Consider the following 21,608-nt stretch of genomic DNA (forward strand, 5'->3'; position numbering starts at 1 on the left):
CCAGGGGCTTGCGCATGACGCCGGCCCGGGCAGCACGGCGCCGCCGCCGGACCGGCGCGACTGCGTTCAGCCGTTGCGGAAGATGAAGCTGTAGGCATTCAGGGCCGGCACGCCGCCCAGGTGCGCATACAGCACCTTCGAGCCGGCGGGGAATTCGCCGTTGCGCACCATGTCGATCATGCCGTGCATCGATTTTCCCTCGTATACCGGGTCGGTCAGCATGGCTTCCTGGCGGGCGCACAGGCGGATGGCCTCGAGCGTGCCTTCGTTCGGCAGGCCGTATTCGGGGCCGCCATAGCGCGTATCCAGGATGATGTCGGCGTCGATGATCTCGCGGTCCAGCTCGACGAGCTTCGCGGTGTTTTGCGCAATGCGCAGCACCTGCGCGCGGGTCGCCTCGGGCTTGGCCGAGGCGTCGATGCCGATCACGCGCTGGCTGCGGCCATCGGCCGCGAAACCCACCACCATGCCTGCCTGCGTGCTGCCCGTGACCGAGCACACGACGATGTAGTCGAAGGTGAAGCCCAGCTCCTTCTCCTGTTGCCGCACTTCCTCGGCAAAGCCCACGAAGCCGAGTCCTCCCTTGGGATGCTCCGAGCATCCGGCCGGGATGGGGAAAGGCTTGCCGCCCGCGCGGCGCACGTCTTCCATCGCCTGCTCCCAACTGGGTCGGATGCCGATGTCGAAACCGGCGGCGTCGAGGCGCACATCCGCGCCCATGATGCGCGACATCTCGATGTTGCCGACCCGGTCATAGACGGCGTCGGAGTAGTTGACCCAGTTCTCCTGCACCAGCACGCACTTCATGCCCAGATGCGCGGCCACGGCCGCCACCTGGCGGGTCTGGTTCGACTGGATGCCGCCGATCGAGACCAGCGTGTCGTAGCCGCCTTCGATGGCTTCGGGAATCAGGTATTCGAGCTTGCGGGTCTTGTTGCCGCCGAAGGCCAGGCCGGAGTTGCAGTCCTCGCGCTTGGCGTAGAGCTCGACCTTGCCGCCGAGGTGGGCGGACAGGCGCTTGAGCGGCTGGATGGGCGTGGGGCCGAAGGTCAACGGATGGCGGGCGTGTTGCTGGAGATTCATGGTCGGATTCCTGGCAGGCAGAAGGGGAAAAGACCTTGAAATGATAGGGAAAAGTGCGGGAAATTTAATTCTGAAATTCGTCCTGTTTTTGGTTGTTGAATAATAATTTTCGATTATATTTATCGAATAATTTATATTTTCTGCATTTCAAGGAAATAAAATTTCTCATGAAGAATGCGTCTTCCGCTCCGCTCTCCGAGACGCTGGATCGCACGGACCTGCAGATCCTGCGGCTGCTTCAGGCCGATGCGTCGATCTCCAACCAGAGCCTGGCCGAGAAGGTCCACCTGAGCCCTCCCGCCTGCCTGCGTCGCGTGGAGCGCTTGAAGAAGGCAGGCCTCATCCGGCAGGTGGTGGCCTTGCTCGATCCGCAGGCGGTGGAGATGGGCATGCTGGTGATCATCGGCGTGGTGCTCGACCGTTCCACGCCCCAGGCCTTCGCGGATTTCGAGGTGGCGGCGCAGAAGGTTTCCGGCTGCATGGAATGCCATGTCGTGACCGGTGAGTTCGACTACATCATGGTGCTGCGCACCCGCGACAACGAAAGCTTCAATCGCCTCCACGCCGAACAGCTGCTCTACCTGCCCGGGGTGCGCCAGGTGCGTACCTTCATCGGCTTGCGCCAGGTGCTGTCGACCACCCGCCTGCCGGTCTGAGCTCGGCCTGGCGGCAGGGCCCGCGGCGCGGTCACTGCGCGCCGTCGTCCTTGGACAGCTCGGCAATGAGCGCCTCCAGGAACGCGCGCGCCGCACGCGGCTGCTCGCGCCCCGCCAGGGTCTGCACCTCCAGCTTGCGCATGGCGAAGCCCTGGTCGTGCAGCGCGACGGCGGCGAGCTCGCCGCGCTCGACCTGCCTGCGCACCGAGATGCCGCTGGCGATGGTGATGCCATCGTCGTCCCGCAGGAAGCCGAAGAGGCCCGCCACATAGTTGCTGGTCAGCGCGGGCTGGATGACGACGCGCTTGCGGCTGCAGACGATGTCGAAGATCTGGCGCACGGTGGTGTCGGGCGCGGGCAGCGCCATCGGCCAGCCGGCCAGTTGCGCCACGCTCAGCCGGCGATGGCCGGCCAAGGGGTGTTCCCGCCGCATCACCGCGTAGATGGGAGCGGGGCGCACCAGTTCGACACGGATGTCCTTTTCCGCCGACAGCGTGAAGGTCAGTCCGATGTCGGCATCGCTTTGCAGCACGCGGCGCGAGACCTCCGCCGGCGCCAGCACGTCCAGGTTGAAATGCACGCCCGGGTGCTGGCGCTGGAAGCTGGCGATCAACTGGGGCATGAACTCCATCGCGAAGCCCTCGGACGTGGCCAGGCGCACCCGCCCGCCCTGCAAGCCTTGCAGGGCCTGGATGTCATGGGCCACGCGCTCGCTGTCATGGGATTGCTTGAGCGCGTAGCTGGCCAGCAGCTCGCCGGCGGCGTTCGGCACCATGCCGCGCGGGTGCCGTTCGAACAGGCTGGTTTCCAGCCGTTCCTCGAGCTGCGCGATGTGCCGGCTGATCGCCGAGCCGGCCACGTTCAGGCGCTGCGAGGCCTCGGCGATGGAGCCGGTGCGGGCCACCTCCAGGAAATAGCGTATCGACGTGTCCTGCAGGTGGCGTGACAGCAGGCTGGGGGATCTCGGCTCGCGCATGGTGTGTGGGCTTGCGGCAACCGTCAGGCGGCGGCCGTCATGGCCCCGGCGCAATGGCGCGAGGCCTGTCGCGCAGCGCGCGCGCGATGGCGCCGCCCCGTTCGCCCAGGTCCCAATACAGGCCCGCCATGATCTGCAAGGCCTCGCGCGCCACGCTGCCCAGCAGGTGTTCGTTGGGCGCATGCTGCGAGCAGGCCGGATACGAGTGGGGCACCCACACGGTGGGCAGGCCCAGCGTTTCCGCAAAGACATCGTTGGGCAGGCTGCCGCCCAGGTTGGGCAGCAAGGTGGCGGGCCGGCCCGTGGTCCGGGCCAGCGACTGCAGGACCAGTTCCACCCAGGGATTGTCGGGATCGAGCCGGGTCGCGCGGAACATTTCTCCGCTCTGGGCCAGTGCCACGTCCGTGTAGCCGTGCGCGTCCAGGTGCGCGCGGATGTGCGCCAGGAAATGGTCAGGGTCGCTGCCGACGACATAGCGGATCTGGCAGTGGGCGCGTGCCTGGCCCGGGATGGCGTTGACGGGCGATTCAGGCGTGCCGGCGGTGAAGGCGAGGATTTCCAGCGTGTTCCAGCCGAAGACCTGTTCGGCCGGGCTCAGGCCGGGTTCGCCCCAGCCGGGGTCGATCTCGGGATCGCCCGCGTCGCTGGCGACCCGCACGTCGCGCAAGGCGGCGCGCACGTTGGCGGGCAGTTCATTCGGCAGCAGGCCGGGCACCAGGATGCGGCCGTTGGCATCGACCAGGCTGGCCAGCGCGTGCGCCAGGCGCCAGGCCGGATTGCGCAGCAGCCCGCCCCAGTTGCCGGAATGGTGTGCGCCCTCGCGCAGGTCCAGGCTGAGGTCGAAATTGCAGCCGCCCCGCGCGCCCAGGAAGACCGTCGGCTTGGTGGCGCCCAGGCGCGGACCGTCAGAGGCCAGGAACAGGTCGGCGCGCAGCAGGTCGGCATGCCGGGCGCAGAAGGTATCCAGGCCGGGCGAGCCGATCTCTTCGCCCATTTCGAACACCCAGGTCACGTCGTAGCCCAGGCGGCCGCCCCGCGCCTGGATGGTTTCACCCAGCGCGGCCAGGTTGATGGCGTGCTGGCCCTTGTTGTCCGCCGCGCCGCGGCCGTACCAGCGGTCACCCTCCACGTCCAGCGTCCAGGGAGAGCGGCCGCCGCGCCATTTGCCCTCGTGGCCGCGCACCACGTCGCCATGGCCGTAAGCCAGCACGGTGAAGGCCGCGTCGGGCTCCTGGCGTCTCGCCACCATCAACGGGGGCGCGCCGGCGACGGGGTTGTCCAGCACCTGCCAGTCGAAGCCGAGCTCGCGCAGCAGCGGGCCCAGGTGGGCGTGCAGGTAGTCCAGCAGCACGCCGGCGCGATCCGGCTCCTGGCATTCGGTGGGACAGGCGACCAGCGCCTGCAGCCTGCGTTGGAAGTGACCGCTGTCGAAATGCGCGGCTGCCTGCGCGATGGCGTGTTCTCTGGACATGGCGACAAGAAGGGAGAGGCGGGAAAAGGGGAGATGGCGCCAATCTACGCGGCTGGCCGCATGCTGGCAATCACAAGAAAAGCAGCATGGCCTTGCCGTTGCGGCAAGGCAGCCTCCCCCTGGCGCGACCCCCGCCCTCGCCGTCCTGTTTTGCCGATACGGCAAGCGCCGCTTCTCGATTCGGTGCTTGTTGTCCCGTGGGCGGGCTCCCAGAATTTTCCACACCTCCGCGGGTCCCCGCAGGTGGACGAAGAAAAAAACGTCAAGGAGAAATGCGCATGAAGATGTGGACCAGAGCATGGCTGGCGGCTTGTTGCGGCGTGGCATTGGCGCAGGCGCCGGCCATCGCGCAGGACTTCCCGAACAAACCGGTGCGCATCGTCGTGCCCTTCGGCCCCGGCGGCGCCAACGACATGGTGGCGCGGGCCCTGGCCGAGCCCCTGGCGGCGGACCTGGGCCAGGCCGTGGTGGTGGAGAACCGCTCGGGCGCCAGCACGATCATCGGCGCCAGCGCGGTGGCCCGGGCCGAGCCGGACGGCTACACCCTGCTGCTGTCAGGGTCCTCCACCTACACGGTGCTGCCGGCGCTCAAGCAGGGCCTGCCCTATGACCCGGTGGAAAGCTTCGACCTGCTGGCCGTGGTGGCGGACCTGCCGATGGTGCTGGTGGCGCGCGAGCAAGGAAACGTCGCCTCCACGCCAGTGCTGCTGCAGCAGGCGCGCAGCGCGCCGGGCAAGCTGACCTACGGCACCTACGGCGTGGGGTCGGTCACTCACCTGATGGGCGAGATATTCGCCATCGCGGCGAAGGTGGACCTGACGCCCGTGCCGTATCGCGGCAGCAGCCAGGTCGTGACGGCGCTGCTGGGCAGCGAGGTCGACGTGGCGCCGGAAACGCTGGCCGCGACGCTGGCCCGCATCCAGTCCGGTGACCTGCGTCCGCTGGCGGTCTTCGGGCAGGAACGGGTGGCGCAATTGCCCGACGTGCCGACGGTGGCCGAACTCGGGCTGCCCGATGCGACATTTGGCGGCTGGATCGCGCTTGCCTTGCCCAAGGGTACGCCGGCCGCCGCCAGGGACCGGCTGGCCGCGGCCCTGCAGCGGGCAATGGCGTCGGAGCGGGTGCGCCAGGTGCTGGTGCAAGCCGGCATGCTGCCGGTGTTCCTGCCCGAGGCGCCGTTCCGCGCCCGGGTGGATCACGAGATCGCCGCGTTCAGGAAGGTGGCGCGGCAGGCGAACATCGTGCTTGAGTAGGCGGCTGGATGGGCAGGAGCCGGGGGTTGCGCGGCCCCTGCCCGTCCCGGCGCATCAGGGCTCGAGGCCGTGATACTTGCGGCCCAGGGCGACCGTGGCTTCGAACATGCCGGTCTTGTTGCCACAGTCATAACGCGTGCCCTCATAGCGGTGCGCAAAGACGGGGCGGTGCTGCATGAGCGAGGCAATGCCGTCGGTCAGCTGGATCTCGTTGCCGGCGCCGGGACGCGTGGCGCGCAGATGGCCGAAGATTTCCGCATCCAGCACATAGCGGCCCACCACGGCCAGCGTGGACGGCGCCTGCTCGGGGTCGGGCTTTTCCACGATGGCGCTGACGCGCTCGGTGCGGCTGTCCAGCGGGGTGGTGGCCACGATGCCGTACTTCTTCGTGTCGGCGCGCGGCACGTCCTGCACGCCCAGCACGCTGCCCTGGTGCGCCAGCGCGGCGTCTATCAACTGGGCCAGCGCGGGGCGGCTGGAGTCGATCAGGTCGTCGGCCAGCAGCACGGCGAAGGGCTCGTTGCCCACTGCCGGATAGGCCGACAGCACCGCGTGGCCCAGGCCCAGCGGGGCGGACTGGCGGATATACAGGCAGTTCACATGCGGCGGCAGCACGCCGCGCACCGTGGCGAGCAGCTCATGCTTGTTCTTGGCTGCCAGCTCGGCTTCCAGCTCGGGGGCGGAGTCGAAGTGATCCTCGATGGCGCGCTTGTTGCGTCCCGTGACGAAGATCAGGTCGGTGATGCCCGCAGCCACGGCCTCTTCCACGGCGTACTGGATCAGCGGCTTGTCCACCACTGGCAACATTTCCTTGGGCATGGCCTTGGTGGCGGGCAGGAAGCGGGTTCCCAGCCCCGCGACGGGGAAAACAGCTTTGCGTATCGGTCGCATCGTTCTTGGTACCTTCTTTATCTGTCGGTCATGTCTACGTGCATGCTGCCAGGCAGCGCCCACCATGCCTGCGCCTACGCGTTTCCCCTCGATCCGGGACGCAGCGGGGCCGGCGCCGCCGGACCGCCAGCGTCGCCCCCTTGAGGGGGAGGCGCAAAGCGCCTCGGGGTGGGCCCCATCTTCAGGGAACCCGCAGGCGCCAACCGCTATCATAGACGGATGGAGAACCGACTTTACTCGGCAGGCCGTCGCGTCTGCGCGGCAGGCGTCCTGGCTGTCCTCGTGCCGGGCCTGCTGGGGGCGCCCGGCGCGCCGGCCCAGCCGGTCGGGCTGCCCAGCATGGGCACGGCGTCGGGCGCGGATCTCTCGCCCGCCCTGGAGCGCCGGTTGGGCGAAGCCATCATGGTGCAGGGCCGCCGGGATCCCACCTACATCGATGATACCGAGGTCATCCAGTACCTCACTGTCATGGGCCGCAAACTGGCTGCGCATGCCCCCGGCGGCGCACCGCAGATCGAGGTATTCGGGGTGCGCGACCCCGGCATCAACGCCTTCGCCATGCCGGGCGGCTACATCGGCATCAACAGCGGCCTGGTGGTGTCGTCCGACACCGAGTCCGAGCTGGCCGGCGTGCTGGCCCACGAAATCGGCCACGTCTCGCAGCGCCACATCGCGCGCGGCTTTACCCAGCAGAACCAGACCGGCACCATCATGATGGCCTCCATGGCCGCTGCCCTGCTGGCAGGCCTGGCGGGCGGCGTCGACCTGGCCTCGGGCCTGGCGGCGTTTGGCCAGGCGGCCGCCATCAACCAGCAACTGGGTTTCTCGCGCGACGCCGAGCGCGAAGCCGACCGGGCCGGCATGGAAATGCTCAGCAAGGCGGGCTACGACCCGGGCGGCATGGCGCGCATGTTCGGCCGCCTCATGAACGTGTCCCGCCTGAACGAGGGCCGTGGCGCGGGCGCCTATGCGTCCACCCACCCGCTGTCGATCGAGCGGATGTCGGACATGCAGAACCGTGTGCGGGCGATGCCCGACCTGCATCGCGCCGACAGCGACGATTTCTGGTTCGTGCGGGCGCGCCTGCGCGTCACGCAGGCGCTCGACGGACAGAACCTGCGCGCGGCCGTGCAGCAATTGAACAACGAAGCGCAGTCGCTGTCGGGCGTGCGGCAGGCCGCCGCCCGTTATGGCGTGGCCTTGGCCGAAATCCAGCGCGGTAACACTGCCGAGGCCGAGCGGGCCCTGGCGCAGGCGCGCGAGGGCTATCGTGACTCGCCCCAGATCGCGCGGGCCGAGATCGAGCTGGCGTCCGCCAGCGGCGATACGGCGCAGGCCTTGCAGCGCGCGGATGCGGCCTACAAGCGTTGGCCGGACCGGCGCATCCTGGGCTACCTGTATGCCCAGAACCTCCAGCGCAGCGGCCGCCACCAGGAGGCCATGGCCTTCCTGCAGGAGCGCCTGAAGGCCTGGGGCGACGAAGAGCCGCGTCTTTACCAGTTGATCGCGCAAAGCGCCGAGGCCCTGCAGCAGCCGGTCGCTGCGCGCCGGGACATGGCGCGCTATTACCTGGCCGTGGGCGCGCTGCCCGCGGCGGTCTCGCAATTGCAGCAGGCGCGCAATATCTCCAGCGACTTCTATGAGCAGTCGCAGATCGACGTGGAAATCCGCGAGGCCAAGGACAGGCTGGCGGAAGAGCGCAAGCTGCTGGAGCGCTTCCGTTCTTGAGCGCGGCCGGGCGCCCAGGAGCGCTCGTTGGCCGTGGCTTACAGCCGCGTATCGAAGTAGCGCGCCAGCCGCTGCGGCAGCCAGCTCAGATGGCCCGGGAACACGCCCGTGGGGAACCCCGCATGACCGCCTTCCGCCGGCTGGTGCAGCAGCACGCTGGCCGAACACTCGGCGGGGCCCGGCAGGGCAGGCTCGGGCAGGAAGGGATCGTTGCGCGCGTTCAGCACCAGCGTGGGCACCTGGATGTGCGCCAGCCAGGGCTTGCTGGCCGCGCGGCTCCAGTAGTCCAGCGCATTGCGGAAACCGTGCATGGGCGCCGTGTAGGCGTCGTCGAACTCCCGCAGGTCGCGGGCATGCGTGATGCGATGGACGTCCAGCGCGCCGGGGAAGCGGCTGGCCTTCTCCAGCACCTTGCTTTTCATGGTGCGCAGGAAATAGCGGCTGTAGATCTGGCGGTTGATGACGCCGCGCGACAGGCAGTTGCCGGCCGCGACGAGATCCAGGGGCACTGATACGCCAGCGGCGGCCGCCAGCAACGGCTGGGCAGCCTGGCCCTGTTCGCCCAGGTATTTCAATAGCGCGTTGCCGCCCAGCGAGACGCCCACCGCGTGCCAGCGGGCATTGGGCAGGCGTGCCCGGGCAGCCTGCAGCATGAAGCCGATTTCGTCGGAGTCGCCGGAATAATAGGCGCGCGCCAGGCGGTTGGGATAGCCGGAGCAACCGCGGAAGTGGGCAATCACCACCACCCAGCCGCGCCCGCGGAAATGCTGGGCGATGGCCTGGGCGTAGCGGCTGCTGCTGCCGCCTTCCAGGCCGTGGAACAGCATCAGGGCGGGGGTGTCCGGCACGCTGGGCAGGCCTTGCCAGTCGCTCGGGGTCATCCAGCGCATGGCAGCCACTTTGTCGGGCAGGGCCAGCGCATCGGCCACGGCGTCGGGCGGCGTGCGGGTGGGAAAGAGGCCGGGGCCGGCCCAGTCGAAATCGACGAAGTCGCTGTCGGGCGCCTCCACGCGCTCGCGCACGAAGGCGATGCGGTGGTGGGCGGCCGCCAGGGTGGCGTACAGCGTCTGGGAGTGGCGGTCAGGCAGCCAGGCGGGAACGGGGCAGGGGCTCGTGTCGAGGCGCGCGGTCAACGGCAGGTCCTGTGCATCAATGCAGGGTGTCGGGCATGTCGTGCATGTCCAGCAGGCCGGCGCTGGGCGGCGCGGGCGACGCATGGTGCAGCACCAGCCGCCAGCCCGTCGGGCCCTTGTGATAGACGTGCGTGGCGTAGCAATGCACGATCTGGTTGCCTTCCGGCGTCGAGGCCGACACCTGTTCCACCAGGTTGTGGACGGCGCACATCATGCTGTGCATGACGATGTTGCGCAGCGGCCGGATGACCAGCGGACCGTTGCCCAGGATTTCCTGCCAGGACTCCAGCACGGCGGCATGGCCCACCAGGCGTACGCCGCCAGGATGGACGCAGACGATTTCCTCGTCATCGGCCCAGATCTGCATCAGGCGCGTGGTGTCGCCCTGTTCCAGGGCTTCGTAGAAGGCGTGCTCGGCTTCGTCGGGGGTGGCGAACATGGGCAGGCGGGGCTCTGAAGGCAGCGCGAGTTGGGTCGGGAAGGAGCGGCGGCGCGTCGGGCGCGCTCAGTGGCCGTGGACGACGGTGCCGGGCTTGAGCTTGTAGGTGGCGCCACAGTAGGCGCAACGGGCGCTGCCAGTGTGGGCGACGTCGAGGAAGACCCGGGGGTGCATGCTCCAGGCGGGGGCGTTCGGACCCGGACAGTAGACCGGCAGCGACTCGGCGCCGACTTCGATGACTTCTTGCGTGTGGCTGGCATCCGGGGCGGCAGCGGCGGTCATGGCTTTTCCTGGTATTTCGTACTGGGCGCCGGGGCGGGCCCTGGCCGGGCCGCGGCCAAGACGGCGCACGGGGTTTATGACATACTCATTGTATCAAGGGGCGCATGACAGTTGCTGCGCCCACCTCGCTGGATTCCCATGCCATTTTTCCTGCCTCGGCACGGAGCCTCCCGTGCAGCCTGATGCCGGGACCGATGACCACGACTTGAACGCGCGCCGGGCGGCCGAGCGCTCGGCCAGTTTTCGCGCGGGCGTGCACGCCATCCTGCCCGCCCTCATCGCCACCGGAACCTGGGGGCTGGTCACCGGCGTGGCCATGGTCAAGTCGGGCCTGACCGAAAACATGGCCCTGGCCATGACGCTGCTCATCTACGCCGGGTCGGCCCAGCTCACCTCGCTTCCGCTCATCGCCACCGGCGCGCCCCTGTGGCTGGTGTTCCTGGCGGGCTTCGTGGTGAACGTGCGTTTCATCATCTTCGGCGCGGCGCTGCACCCGTTCTTCCGCCACATGACCTGGCCCAAGCGGCTGTTCCTGGGCTATTTCACCACCGACATGTCCTTCGTGCTGTTCATGCCACGCTATGGCGACGCCGCCGTGCGCGGCACGCGCGACCAGCTGTGGTTCTTCCTGGGCGTGATCGTGCCGGGCTGGATCACGTGGCAGTCATCGTCCATCCTCGGCATCTACCTGGGCAGCATGGTGCCCACGGCCTGGTCGCTCGATTTCGCGGCGGTGCTGGCGCTGCTCGCCATCACGGTGCCGCTGGCCAGCTCGCGGCCGGTGATCACCGCCATGCTGGCGGCGGGCGTCACGGCGTGGGTGGGGCAGTTGCTGCCCTTGCGGCTGGGTCTGGTCGCGGCGGTGGCCGCGGGCATCCTGGCGGGCGTGTGGGCCGAGCGCAGGCTGAAGGGGGCATCATGACCCTGGGGCTTTGGCCGTCGGAATGGTACGTCTACGGCGCCATTGCGCTGCTGACCGTCTGCAGCCTCATCACCCGCGCCGGCTACATGCTGCTGGGTGATTACCTGCCGCTGCCCGACGGCGTGCGGCGTGCGCTGCGCTATGCGCCCGCCGCGGCATTGACCGCCATCATCGTGCCCGATTTCCTGCCCTGGCATGCCGGCACGGGTCCCAGTTTCGACGTCAAGCTGGTCGCCGGCCTGGCCGGCATCGCCGTCTTCCTGCGCACGCGCAGCGCGGTCCTGGTCATCGTGGCCGGCATGACCGTATTGTGGGTGTTACGGGGCGTCCTGGGGCTCTTCGGCGCCTGATCCGCAGGCCCCGCGCAAGGTATTTCTCAGGCCCCGCCTGGGGCTTATCGGGGTACCTGCGCTAAAATGCCCAATTCTCAGCCTTCCGCAACCCGGTTTCCTGCCGACCGCGGCATGTGCAATACCCAATGACGCAAGCAAATACTCCCTCCACCGAGGCGGCCGCAACGGCTGTCGCCACGTTCGCCGATTGCGGCCTGCATCCCGACCTGCAGAAGGCCGTGGCCGAAACCGGTTATACCGTGCCGACGCCCATCCAGGCGCAGGCAATCCCGGTGGTCATGAATGGCCGCGACGTCATGGGCGCCGCCCAGACGGGCACGGGCAAGACGGCTGCCTTCACGCTGCCCATCCTGCACCGCCTGATGCCGTTGGCCAACAACAGCATGTCGCCGGCGCGCCACCCGGTGCGCGCGCTGATCCTGGCGCCCACCCGCGAACTGGCCGACCAGGTTGCCGACAACGCCCGCAAATACAGCCTGCACTCGCCGCTGCGCACCGCCGTGGTGTTCGGCGGCGTGGACATCGGTCCGCAGAAGCTTGCGCTGCGTAACGGTTGCGAAGTCCTGATCGCCACGCCGGGCCGCCTGCTGGATCACGTCGAGCAGCGCAACGTGAACCTCGGCCAGGTCGGCATCCTGGTGCTGGACGAAGCCGATCGCATGCTGGACATGGGTTTCCTGCCCGACCTCGAACGCATCATCCGCCTGCTGCCGCAGCAGCGCCAGACGCTGCTTTTCTCGGCCACCTTCAGCAACGAAATCCGCAAGCTCGCGCGCTCCTACCTGCATGACCCGGTCGAGATCGCGGTGGCGGGCCGCAACGCCACGGCCGACACGGTCACGCAGATCGCCTATCCGCTGGCGCCCGAAGCCAAGCGTGCCGCGGTCGTGCACCTGGTCAAGTCGCGCGGCCTGAAGCAGGTCATCGTGTTCTCGAACACCAAGATCGGCACGGGCCGCCTGGCGCGCGAACTCGAACGCGACGGCGTGCGCGCCGAATCCATCCACGGCGACAAGACCCAGGGCGACCGCATGAAGGCGCTGGAAGCCTTCAAGGCCGGCGAGCTGGAAGTGCTGGTGGCCACCGACGTGGCCGCGCGCGGCCTGGACGTCGCCGGCGTGCCTTGCGTCATCAACTACGACCTGCCTTACAGCGCGGAAGACTACGTGCACCGTATCGGCCGCACGGGCCGTGCCGGCGCGTCGGGCGAAGCCATCGCACTCTTCAGCCCCAACGAGGAAAAGCTGCTGGTCGAGATCGAGAAGCTGATCAAGCGGCCGGTGCCGCGCGGTTCGCTGGATCTGCCGGTCGAAGCGTCCTCGCGTTCGCGCCATGACAGCCGTGGCGAGGGGCGCGGTTCGCGCCCGGAACGGTCCGAGCGTCCGGAACGGGGCGCGTCGCGCAGCGCAGGCAGCGGCCGTGGGTCGTCGGCGCCGCGCCAACCCGTGGACGAATTCTTCTCCAAGCCTTATGAACCCTCGGCCGCCCCGTCGGGCGACAGCCAGGCGTCGGCACCCGCCGCCAACCCGTCGCGCGCGCCTGCGCGTCGTGCCCTGGGCGTGTTGCTGGGCGGCGGCCCGCGCAAGTCGGACGAGTGATGGTTGGCAGGCGGTGACGCTTGCCCCGAAGTGAAAAAGCCGGTGATGGGCATCACCGGCTTTTTTCATGCCAAGGCCCGGCGTCGCGGTGACGGCTCAGGCGCCAGCCAGATCTTGCGGCGCGGGCAGGCTGCGCACCAGCGCGTCGATGTCGGGCAGGGGCTGGCCGGACTGCATGGGCGTGCCGGCCTGAAGCAGCCGTTCCAGGTGGCCGATGTGCGGCAGCAGCGTGCCATAGAAGAGCGGCGTGCCTTCGCGCACGACCAGCACGGTCGGGAAATTCTCGACATCCTCGTCACCCAGCAGTTCGGGGTGTTCCTCGATGTCGACCCAGGCGAAGCGGTACTCGGGATGGCGCGCCGACAAGGCCTCGAAAGGCGGCAGGTACTCGCGGCAGGTGCCGCACCATTCGGCGCAATAACAGACCACCAGCGAGGGGGGCGCATCCGCCGCGGCCAGCGTGGCGGCGGGGGCGGAGACAGGCGTGTAGACGGGCATGTCCGGCAATTCATGGCAGGTTTGACTATCATCATACCTGCCTGCCACGCCGACCCAGGATCCGCATGACTCGTCACATTGATCTCTCTCAGCCTTCGCCGCGATCCGCTGGATTCGCGGGCGTGGGACGCGCCTTCAAGCGCGCCGCGGTCTCGCAGTGCCATCCGCGCATGCTGTTCGCGCTGCTGCTGCCTTTCCTCGTGATGTTTTTCGGCGCCATCCTGCTGCTGTGGCTGTTCTGGACGCCCCTGACCGGATGGCTGGCCGCCGAGGCCGCCCGCTGGGACACCCTGAACCGGGTCGACGAGTGGCTGCTGGCCGTGGGGGTCTTCTCCATCAAGATATGGCTGGTGCCCTTGCTGGCATGCGCCATCCTGCTGCCTTGCGCGGGGGCGCTGGGCCTGGTGGTGGCCGCCATCGTCGTCATGCCGCTGGTGCTGCGTCACATCGTGCCGCGCGACTATCCGGGCATCGCCAAGCGGGGGCGCCACACCCTGGCCATCGGCCTCTGGAACGCCGTGTGGGTCATGGCGGTGTTCGCCCTGGGGTGGCTGTTGACGCTGCCGCTGTGGCTTTTCCCGCCCATGGCGCTGTTGTTGTCCGTCTTCTGGTGGGCCTTCGCCTTCACGCTGATCCTGCGCGTGGATGCCCTGGCCGACCACGCGTCCCCCGAAGAGCGGCGCCTGCTGCTCAAGCGCCACAGCCTGGGCTTCTGGGCCGTGGGGGGCATCTGCTCGCTGATCAACCTGCTGCCACCGGCCTGGATCGTGCTGCCGGTCTTCTCGTCGCTGGTCTTTGCCCATTTCGGGCTGGACGCCCTGACGCGCCTGCGCCAGGAGTCCGGCGACACCGTCATCCTGGAGCCCCCACGCCTGCCATGAGCCACACTCCCGCCACGCCTCGCATCGGCCTCATCATCGTCGGTGACGAGATCCTGTCCGGACGCCGCCAGGACAAGCATTTCTCGCAGATCGTGCAGTTCCTGAGCGCGCGCGGCCTGCAACTGGCCTGGGCGCAATTCCTGGGCGACGACCGCGCGCGCCTCGTCGAGGCCTATCGCCGCAGCTTCGCCAGCGGCGACATCGTGTTTTCCTGCGGCGGCATCGGCGGCACGCCCGACGACCACACCCGCCAGGCCGCTGCGGCGGCGTTGGACCTGCCCCTGGCGCTGCACCCAGAGGCCGAGGCGTTGATCGCCCAGCGTTGCGCGGAACTGGCGCAGCAAGGTCAGGGTTCGGCCGACATGAGCCTGCCTGAGAACCAGCAGCGGCTGCAGATGGGCGTCTTTCCCGAGGGCAGCGAGATCGTGCCCAATCCCTATAACCGCATTCCCGGGTTCTTCATCCGCGAGCACACCTTCGTGCCCGGCTTCCCGGTCATGGCCTGGCCCATGATCGAATGGACGCTCGACCACCGCTATGGCGCGCTGCATCATCAGCACGTCCGTGCCGAGCACTCCTTCGTGGTGTTCGGCCTGCCCGAGTCCCGCATCACGCCGGCCATGGAGGCCGTGGAGCAGCGCTGGCCGGGCGTGCGCGCGTTCAGCCTGCCCAGCGTGGGCAACGGCCGTGCCCATATCGACCTGGGCGTGAAGGGGGAACCGGCGGCGGCCGAGGCCGCCATCGCCTTTCTGCGCGACGAAGCCTTGCGGCTGGGGGGCGAGCTGGCCAGCCAGGCGACGACGGTTTCCGGCCCTCGACCCTGAGCGGCCATGCGGCGGCTGCCGCCATGACGCGTCATCGGCACGGCATTGCGGCGGAATTTCACCATATGGGATAGAATGCGTTTGCTGCAGCGCGGCAAATCGCGCGGCACGGCTTGAGCCACCCTTGCTCCCGCCCTTTGGTTTTACCCCTTGGTTCCGCCATTTGGTCCTCCCATGACGCGCGTATCCGTATTTCCTGCCGCCGATTCCTCCAACGCCGCTGGCGATGGCGCGCCCGCGATCGCCATCCAGGTGCTCGAGCGGGCCATGAAGCTGCTGGACGCGCTGGCCGCGCAGTCCGATCCGGTGCCGCTGAAGGAGCTGTCCCTGTCCACGGGTTTGCATCCCTCCACCGCCCACCGCATCCTGAATGACCTGGTCATCGGCCGTTATGTCGAGCGGGTGGACAGCGGCCTGTACCAACTGGGCATGCGCCTGCTTGAACTCGGGTCGCTGGTGAAGGGCCGCCTGGATGTGCGCGAGGCCGCCATCGGCGCGATGCGCGCCCTGCACAAGTTGACGGGCCAGACGATCAACCTGTCGGTGCAGCAGGGCGACGAAATCATGTATATCGACCGTGCCTGGAGCGAGCGCTCCGGCATGCAGGTGGTGCGCGCCATCGGCGGGCGCGCGCCGCTGCACCTGACTTCCACCGGCAAGCTCTTCTTGTCGGCGATCGAGCCGCGCCAGGTGCGCGCCTATGCCTTGCGCACCGGCCTGGCCGGCCACACCCGCAACAGCCTTACCGACCTGGAACGTCTCGAGCGCGAACTGGCGCTGGTGCGCCGGCATGGCTATGCCCGCGACAACGAGGAGCTGGAGCTGGGCGTGCGCTGCATCGCCGCCGGCATCTATGACGATGCCGGCAAGCTGGTGGCAGGCCTGTCGATCTCCGCCCCCGCCGACCGCCTGCAGGACGAATGGATCAGCAGCCTGGTCCAGACCGCCGCAGGGATATCCGAGTCGCTGGGCTACGAGGTGGGTTCCTCCCCGAAGCGCTGACGTGCATCGCCCAGTGCGTCGATGGCGCGCTCACGCATAAAAAAGGCCGAGGCAAAAACCTCGGCCTGATCCGGGACGCCGCGGAGCCGGCTCTGCCGGTCCGCCAGCGCTTCGGGGGTGGGTCTTACTGGGCCTGCACCCCTGCCTTCTTGAACAGCTCAGCCCACTGCGGCACCTGCTGCGCCACCTTGTCGGTCAGGGCCTTGGGATTGGCCTGTTCGGCCAGCACCTCGGCGCCCAGACCGCGCATGCGTTCCTGGAACTTCGGGTCGGCCAGGCCCTTCTGCAGCGCGCTGACCAGCTTGTCGACCACCGGTTGCGGCGTGTTCTTCGGCACCCACATGCCATGCCAGATACCGACCTGGAAGCCCTTGAAGCCGGACTCGTCCATGGTGGGCAGGTCGGGCAGGGTCGGCACGCGTTGCAGGCTGGTGACGGCGTAGGCCTTCACCTTCTTGCCCGTGATGTGCTGGGTCGTGTTGGTGGTCTGGTCGCACAGCAGGTCGACCTGCTTGCCCAGCAGGTCGTTCATGGCCGGCGCGGTGCCGCCATAGGGAACGGTCAGCAGGTCCACGCCCAGCGCGCTGTTGAGCATCGTGCCGCACAGGTGGCTGGCCGCGCCGATGCCGGCGTTGGCCAGCGAGACCTTGTCCTTGTTCTTCTTGACGTAGTCGACCAGCTCGGTGACGTTGTTGGGCGGGAAGTCCGAGCGCGCGATGATGGTCATCGGCACGTCGACCACCAGGCCGATGGGCTCGAAGCTCTTGAAGGCGTCGTAGTTGGGGTTCTTGTACAGCGAGGGCGCCGTCGAGAAGCCGATGTGCATCAGCAGGATCGTGTAGCCGTCAGGCGCGGCGCGCGCGACGTTGGCCGTGCCGATCGTGCCGCCCGCGCCACCCTTGTTCTCGACCACGACGGTCTGGCCCAGGGCGGGTCGCATGGCTTCGGCCAGCGAGCGCGCGACGTTGTCGGTGGGGCCGCCAGCGGCGAACGGAACGACCATGTTGATGGCCTTGGTCGGGAACTCGGCCGCATGGGCAGCGCCAGCGAAGACGCTGGAGACCAGCAGGGCGGCGGTTGCGAGCCGGGCCGACAGGTTGCGCGGGGTGTGTTGCATGACGTCTCCTGGGTAGGGCAGTTTTATCGTTGTTGCTGAGAGATCAGGGGCGGATCGCGCCCCGGGACACCCTCGGGAGGCACAGTCTAAGTAAAGTCCTTTCGCCAGTCACCCAAGGTTTTCCCGAAGGACGGGTCAGGGATTACCGGAAATCTCGGCGCATGCACGCAGGAAGATCTCCGTCCCCGATTTAATGGGTTCGCGATGCATCAGCGTGGCGCGGAAATAGTTGCTGCGATGCACAAATAGTGCTTGACATGACATATTCATGCCCTAAAATGGTGTTGTGCAGTGCAGCAAAGACCGACTGGCAGAACATCGCGGGCTGTCTGGGCTGCGCCGCAAGCATCAGTTCCCAGCATTGCCGAACCGCCCCTGGGCCTAGCGTCTTTGCCTTGGGGAACGCGCCGGAGCTTTTTCCGCCGCGTCGATACCCATCGAAACCATCCCGAAGGAGATAGCCATGAGCGCCATTCCGCAACAAGTCCTGAACAACCACAAGGCTGCCGTCGACACGCTGGTCGCCTACCAAAGCACCCTGTTTTCCGGCTTCGAAAAGCTGGTCGACCTGAACCTGAAGGTCCTGCGCGCTTCGCTGGAAGAAGCCGCCCAGACCTCGCAACAGGTCACCGAACTGAAGGACGGCCAAGACGCTGTCGCGTTCTCCAGCGCCCTGGTGCAGCCCGGCGCCGAAAAGGCCCTGGCCTACAGCAAGCACGTTTACGACATCGTCGCCGGTGTGCAGAACGAGCTGGTCCAGCTGACCGACGAGCGCATCGCCGCCGGCCAGAAGAACCTGACCGACGCCGTCGAGCAACTGTCGAAGAACGCCCCGGCCGGCTCGGAAAGCGCCGTTGCCCTGCTGAAGTCCTCGCTGGCCACCGCCAACAGCACCTACGACTCGATCAGCAAGGCTGCCAAGCAAGCCGCCGAAGTTGCCGAAACCAACCTGAATGCCGCCGCCAACGCGACCTTCAAGGCCGCATCGGATGCCGCCGATGTCGCCACCAAGGCCGCTCCCCGCAGCCGTCGCGCCGCCTGATCGCGCGATACGCCGAGGGTGGATCACGCGGTGCCTGCCGCGTGATCCTCAGCAGTGACAGCCGGCCGCCTTGTGCGGCCGGTTTTTTATTCTGGGTGGGGTTTCAGCGCGCGGCGCGCAGGGCCTGCACGCACTCGGCCACCAGCGCGGGGCCGCGATAGATCAGGCCCGTATACAGCTGCACGGCATTGGCGCCGGCCGCAAGCTTCTCGCGGGCCTGCTTGCCCGAGACGATGCCACCCACGCCGATGATGGCCATGTCCTGGCCCAGCTGCTGGCGCAGGCGGCTGATCACGGCCAGCGACAGTTCGTGCACGGGCGGGCCCGACAGGCCGCCTTGTTCGTGGCTGTGCGGCTGGCCTTCCACTGCCGCGCGCGACAGCGTGGTGTTGGTGGCGATGACGCCTTCCACGCCCTGCTGCGTCAGGATGGCCGCGATCTGGTCGACCTGCTCGGTCTGAAGGTCGGGGGCGATCTTCACGGCGAGCGGCACGCGCCGGCCATGCCGGTCTTCCAGTTCCTTGCGTTTTTCCAGCAGCCGTGACAGCAGGGCCGACAGCTCGTCGCCGCCTTGCAGCGCGCGCAGGTTCTGGGTGTTGGGCGAGGAAATGTTGACGGTGACGTAGTCCGCGTGCGGGTGCACGCCTTCCAGGCCGATCAGGTAGTCGTCGACCGCGCGTTCGATGGGGGTGTCGGCGTTCTTGCCGATGTTCAGGCCCAGCACGCCGCCCGACTGGCGGAAGGTGCTGCGCTGCACATTGGCGATGAAGGTTTCCAGGCCCTTGTTGTTGAAGCCCAGGCGGTTGATCAGGGCTTGCGACGCGGGCAGGCGGAACATGCGCGGCTTGGGATTGCCGGGTTGCGCGCGCGGCGTGACCGTGCCCACTTCCACGAAACCGAAGCCCAGGTTGCCCAGCGCGTCGATGTGCGCACCGTTCTTGTCCAGTCCTGCGGCCAGGCCCACCGGATTGCGCAGCGTCAATCCCATCAGCGGCGTCGGCAGCGGCGTCGGGCTGGCGGCCAGCAGCTTGCGCGTGAACGCGCAATCGTAGGCGCGTTGCAACTGCGTCAGGGTGAGCTCGTGGGCCGATTCGGCGTCCAGCGAGAAAAGGGCCGGGCGGGCCAGGGAATAGGCGTTGAAGAGGATCGACATGGCGCCATTGTAGAGCGAGGCGGCGCGGGACGGCGATGGGCCGTCAGCCTGGCGGCGGCGGCGTGTCCGGCGCGGCGAAGGCAGGTCGCCAGGCGCCATCCACCCGCATTTCGGCGGGTTGGAAGGCCGACTTGTAGGCCATCTTGGGGCTGCCCGCGATCCAGTAGCCCAGGTACAGCCAGGGCAGGCCCAGCACGCGGCACTGCTCGATCTGCCAGAGGATGCTGTAGGTGCCGAAGCTGCCGCGCAGGTCGGGATCGTAGAAGGTGTAGACCGAGGACAGGCCGTCGTCCAGCACGTCGATGATGGACACCATGCGCAGCGCGCCCTCTGGTGTGCGGTACTCGACCAGGCGGGTGTTGACGCGGCTGGTCAACAGGAACTGCGCGTACTGGGTGCGGCTGTCCTCGTCCATGCCGCCGCCGGGGTGGCGGCCTTGCTGATAGCGCGAATAGAGCTCGTAGTGCTCGGCCGACCAGGCCAGTTCCGCGACCAGGGGCTGCAGGTCGCGGTGTTGCGCCCAGGCCCGGCGCTGGCTGCGGTTGGGGGTATAGCGGGCGGTGTCCACGCGCACCGGGATGCAGGCGCGGCAGTGGTCGCAATGCGGGCGGTAGGTGAAGAGGCCGCTGCGGCGAAAGCCTTGTTCCACCAGCTGCGAATAGGTGCCCGCGTTGATGAGATGTCCGGGCGCGGCCACCTGCGAGCGCGCCTGCTGATCCGGCAGGTAGCTGCACGGATAGGGCGCGGTCGCATAGAACTGCAGCGTCGCGAAGGGTAGCTCTTTGAGTCGGCTCATGGGGGCGGGAGGCTGCCCGGGCTTTGGGCCCGCGCAGCGTTTTGACTATACACCTGGCTCGGCCGCCTTCGCCGGGAAGCCCGGTCGATGACGGGGGCTTGTGTCGCGGATGCGTCAGTCGGCGGGCGCGTAGGGATGCAGCCGACCCTGGGTGTCCAGTCGGCCGCGCGCCCAGGCGGGGCGGGGGCGGCGGCGCGCCTCCCGCACATGGGCCAGGAACGCGTCGCGCGGTACCGGTCGCGCGCCCAGGCTGGCCAGGTGCGCAGTCTGCTGCTGGCAGTCGATCCAGTCCACGCCTTGCGTGCGCAGGAAAGCGACCAGGTGGGCAAGCGCGATCTTCGAGGCGCCGCTTGCGCGCGTGAACATCGACTCGCCGAAGAACATGCCGCCCAGGCTCACGCCATACAGCCCGCCCGCCAGTTCGCCGTCGATCCAGGTCTCGATGCTGTGCACGTCGCCCGCCTGGTGCCAGGCGGTGTAGGCGGCCTGCATGGCCGCGGTGATCCAGGTGCCGCCGCCCGGACCGCGCGGCGCCGCGCAGGCGGCCAGCACGGCTGGCGTCGCGGTGTCCACGCGCACGTCCAGCAGGGGCGCGCCGGCGGCTTCCGCGCGCGCCAGCTGGCGCAGGCGCTTGGCCAGCGCGTGTGGCGGGGCGAAGTCTTCGCAGCGCAGGACCATGCGCGGGTCGGGGCTCCACCACAGGATCGGCTCGCCTTCGCTGAACCACGGAAAGATGCCTTGCGAATAGGCGTTGCGCAGGCGTGTCACAGACAGGTCCGCGCCAAGCGCCAGGAGTCCGTCCGGGTCGCGCAGCGCGAGCTGGGCGGGCGGGAAGGGCGTATCGGGTTCCAGCCAGGGGAGTCTCATGGCGCGAGGCTCGGGGGCGCGGAAGGCAGGCGCGTGGCGGCCGGGCCCGCGCTCAGCACGCACCCAGCGAGTAGTGATGCGGTCCGAAGGCCTGGCGCGGCAGGTCCTTCAGGTAATGCTCCAGCGTGGTCTGCACCGTGCGGAAGGACAGTTCGTCCCAGGGAATGTCCTCGGGCGCGAACCAGTCCGCGGCCAGGCTTTCCGGGCCGGGGTCCAGTTCGGGGCCCAGCGCGCGGGCCAGGAAATACAGGTGCACCTGCTCGACCTGCGGCACGTCGATCACGGTGTACAGCGGCCCGAGTTCGATGCGCGCGCCCGCTTCCTCCTGCGTTTCGCGCAGGGCGCCCTGGCTCGTGGTTTCGTCCAGCTCCATGAACCCCGCGGGCAGCGTCCAGGTGTCGTAGCGCGGTTCGATGGCGCGCCGGCACAGCAGGATGCGGCCTTCCCAGACGGGCAGCGTGCCCACCACCATGCGGGGGTTCTGGTAATGCACCGCGCCGCATTGCCGGCAGAGGTCACGCAGGCGATTGTCGCCGGGTGGGATCTCGCGGTGCAGGGGGGCGCCGCATTGGCTGCAGAAGCGCTGGGCGCGTGGCGCGGGAAAGAAGAAGTCGGAAGGGAGCGAGCTCATGAGGGGGATTCT

General features: G+C 68.3%; 23 protein-coding genes. 10 read left to right on the forward strand and 13 right to left on the reverse strand.

Annotated elements, in window-relative coordinates:
* Nucleotides 1-66: 66 nt before the first annotated feature.
* Nucleotides 67-1,083, reverse strand: a complete 1,017-nt coding sequence (locus ODI_RS05295) for a 1-aminocyclopropane-1-carboxylate deaminase (protein ID WP_067755273.1) — start codon at nucleotides 1,081-1,083, stop codon at nucleotides 67-69.
* A 167-nt stretch (nucleotides 1,084-1,250) separates the two neighbouring features.
* On the opposite strand from ODI_RS05295, the gene ODI_RS05300 reads away from it, so the two are divergent.
* Complete coding sequence (locus ODI_RS05300; protein ID WP_067755270.1) at nucleotides 1,251-1,739, forward strand: Lrp/AsnC family transcriptional regulator; 489 nt, start codon at nucleotides 1,251-1,253, stop codon at nucleotides 1,737-1,739.
* Between the two features lie 31 nt (nucleotides 1,740-1,770).
* Here ODI_RS05300 and ODI_RS05305 read toward each other — a convergent pair whose 3' ends face one another.
* A complete protein-coding gene (locus ODI_RS05305; RefSeq protein WP_231968202.1) occupies nucleotides 1,771-2,715 on the reverse strand; it encodes a LysR family transcriptional regulator in 945 nt (314 codons plus the stop codon).
* Between the two features lie 37 nt (nucleotides 2,716-2,752).
* Complete coding sequence (locus tag ODI_RS05310) at nucleotides 2,753-4,186, reverse strand: M20 family metallopeptidase (protein WP_067755267.1); 1,434 nt, start codon at nucleotides 4,184-4,186, stop codon at nucleotides 2,753-2,755.
* 278 nt (nucleotides 4,187-4,464) lie between these two features.
* Between ODI_RS05310 and ODI_RS05315 the strand changes: the two genes are divergently transcribed.
* Nucleotides 4,465-5,439 (forward strand): Bug family tripartite tricarboxylate transporter substrate binding protein, encoded by a 975-nt coding sequence (locus tag ODI_RS05315; RefSeq protein WP_157929719.1) that lies wholly within the window; start codon nucleotides 4,465-4,467, stop codon nucleotides 5,437-5,439.
* Between the two features lie 54 nt (nucleotides 5,440-5,493).
* Here ODI_RS05315 and galU read toward each other — a convergent pair whose 3' ends face one another.
* On the reverse strand, nucleotides 5,494-6,330 hold the full coding sequence (gene galU, locus ODI_RS05320; protein ID WP_067755261.1) for a UTP--glucose-1-phosphate uridylyltransferase GalU: 837 nt from the start codon (nucleotides 6,328-6,330) through the stop codon (nucleotides 5,494-5,496).
* Nucleotides 6,331-6,549: 219 nt separating this feature from the next.
* On the opposite strand from galU, the gene ODI_RS05325 reads away from it, so the two are divergent.
* Nucleotides 6,550-8,058 carry a M48 family metalloprotease gene (locus ODI_RS05325; RefSeq protein WP_067755258.1) on the forward strand — a complete coding sequence of 503 codons (1,509 nt, stop codon included), beginning with the start codon at nucleotides 6,550-6,552 and terminating at the stop codon, nucleotides 8,056-8,058.
* Nucleotides 8,059-8,096: 38 nt separating this feature from the next.
* Here ODI_RS05325 and ODI_RS05330 read toward each other — a convergent pair whose 3' ends face one another.
* From ODI_RS05330 to ODI_RS05340, 3 genes are all read right to left on the reverse strand, one after another.
* Nucleotides 8,097-9,191: a YheT family hydrolase gene (locus ODI_RS05330; RefSeq protein WP_067755255.1), complete on the reverse strand. Its 1,095-nt coding sequence runs from the start codon at nucleotides 9,189-9,191 to the stop codon at nucleotides 8,097-8,099.
* A gap of 16 nt (nucleotides 9,192-9,207) precedes the next feature.
* Entirely contained in the window at nucleotides 9,208-9,630 is a 423-nt protein-coding gene (locus tag ODI_RS05335) for a YybH family protein (RefSeq protein ID WP_067755252.1), read from the reverse strand.
* A gap of 66 nt (nucleotides 9,631-9,696) precedes the next feature.
* Nucleotides 9,697-9,912 carry a zinc-finger domain-containing protein gene (locus ODI_RS05340; protein ID WP_067755249.1) on the reverse strand — a complete coding sequence of 72 codons (216 nt, stop codon included), beginning with the start codon at nucleotides 9,910-9,912 and terminating at the stop codon, nucleotides 9,697-9,699.
* Between the two features lie 253 nt (nucleotides 9,913-10,165).
* Between ODI_RS05340 and ODI_RS05345 the strand changes: the two genes are divergently transcribed.
* From ODI_RS05345 to ODI_RS05355, 3 genes are all read left to right on the forward strand, one after another.
* A complete protein-coding gene (locus ODI_RS05345) occupies nucleotides 10,166-10,834 on the forward strand; it encodes an AzlC family ABC transporter permease (RefSeq protein ID WP_098020982.1) in 669 nt (222 codons plus the stop codon).
* Entirely contained in the window at nucleotides 10,831-11,184 is a 354-nt protein-coding gene (locus tag ODI_RS05350; RefSeq protein WP_098020845.1) for an AzlD domain-containing protein, read from the forward strand. The genes ODI_RS05345 and ODI_RS05350 overlap by 4 nt, the downstream gene beginning before the upstream one ends.
* A 128-nt stretch (nucleotides 11,185-11,312) precedes the next feature.
* Complete coding sequence (locus ODI_RS05355) at nucleotides 11,313-12,785, forward strand: DEAD/DEAH box helicase (protein WP_098020846.1); 1,473 nt, start codon at nucleotides 11,313-11,315, stop codon at nucleotides 12,783-12,785.
* Between the two features lie 96 nt (nucleotides 12,786-12,881).
* Here the strand turns inward: ODI_RS05355 and ODI_RS05360 are convergent, their stop codons facing one another.
* Nucleotides 12,882-13,283 (reverse strand): thioredoxin family protein, encoded by a 402-nt coding sequence (locus ODI_RS05360; RefSeq protein WP_067755247.1) that lies wholly within the window; start codon nucleotides 13,281-13,283, stop codon nucleotides 12,882-12,884.
* Nucleotides 13,284-13,348: 65 nt separating this feature from the next.
* Between ODI_RS05360 and ODI_RS05365 the strand changes: the two genes are divergently transcribed.
* From ODI_RS05365 to ODI_RS05375, 3 genes are all read left to right on the forward strand, one after another.
* Entirely contained in the window at nucleotides 13,349-14,164 is an 816-nt protein-coding gene (locus ODI_RS05365) for an EI24 domain-containing protein (RefSeq protein WP_067755245.1), read from the forward strand.
* A complete protein-coding gene (locus tag ODI_RS05370; protein ID WP_067755242.1) occupies nucleotides 14,161-14,988 on the forward strand; it encodes a competence/damage-inducible protein A in 828 nt (275 codons plus the stop codon). The genes ODI_RS05365 and ODI_RS05370 overlap by 4 nt, the downstream gene beginning before the upstream one ends.
* 174 nt (nucleotides 14,989-15,162) lie before the next feature.
* A complete protein-coding gene (locus tag ODI_RS05375; RefSeq protein WP_067755239.1) occupies nucleotides 15,163-15,990 on the forward strand; it encodes an IclR family transcriptional regulator in 828 nt (275 codons plus the stop codon).
* A 124-nt stretch (nucleotides 15,991-16,114) separates the two neighbouring features.
* Here ODI_RS05375 and ODI_RS05380 read toward each other — a convergent pair whose 3' ends face one another.
* Nucleotides 16,115-17,107 (reverse strand): tripartite tricarboxylate transporter substrate-binding protein, encoded by a 993-nt coding sequence (locus ODI_RS05380; protein ID WP_067755236.1) that lies wholly within the window; start codon nucleotides 17,105-17,107, stop codon nucleotides 16,115-16,117.
* A 463-nt stretch (nucleotides 17,108-17,570) separates the two neighbouring features.
* Between ODI_RS05380 and ODI_RS05385 the strand changes: the two genes are divergently transcribed.
* Nucleotides 17,571-18,149 carry a phasin family protein gene (locus ODI_RS05385; RefSeq protein WP_067755233.1) on the forward strand — a complete coding sequence of 193 codons (579 nt, stop codon included), beginning with the start codon at nucleotides 17,571-17,573 and terminating at the stop codon, nucleotides 18,147-18,149.
* 103 nt (nucleotides 18,150-18,252) lie between these two features.
* Here the strand turns inward: ODI_RS05385 and ODI_RS05390 are convergent, their stop codons facing one another.
* The 4 genes from ODI_RS05390 to ODI_RS05405 form a co-directional block, all read right to left on the reverse strand.
* Entirely contained in the window at nucleotides 18,253-19,302 is a 1,050-nt protein-coding gene (locus tag ODI_RS05390) for a quinone-dependent dihydroorotate dehydrogenase (RefSeq protein ID WP_067755355.1), read from the reverse strand.
* A gap of 43 nt (nucleotides 19,303-19,345) precedes the next feature.
* Nucleotides 19,346-20,098 carry an arginyltransferase gene (locus ODI_RS05395; protein WP_067755230.1) on the reverse strand — a complete coding sequence of 251 codons (753 nt, stop codon included), beginning with the start codon at nucleotides 20,096-20,098 and terminating at the stop codon, nucleotides 19,346-19,348.
* Nucleotides 20,099-20,212: 114 nt separating this feature from the next.
* On the reverse strand, nucleotides 20,213-20,965 hold the full coding sequence (gene aat / locus ODI_RS05400; protein WP_098020847.1) for a leucyl/phenylalanyl-tRNA--protein transferase: 753 nt from the start codon (nucleotides 20,963-20,965) through the stop codon (nucleotides 20,213-20,215).
* Between the two features lie 52 nt (nucleotides 20,966-21,017).
* Nucleotides 21,018-21,596, reverse strand: coding sequence for an NUDIX hydrolase (locus tag ODI_RS05405; RefSeq protein WP_067750543.1), 579 nt, complete (start codon nucleotides 21,594-21,596; stop codon nucleotides 21,018-21,020).
* Between the last annotated feature and the right edge of the window lie 12 nt (nucleotides 21,597-21,608).

The sequence above is a fragment of the Orrella dioscoreae genome (assembly GCF_900089455.2).
Classification (GTDB): Bacteria; Pseudomonadota; Gammaproteobacteria; order Burkholderiales; family Burkholderiaceae_B; genus Orrella; species Orrella dioscoreae.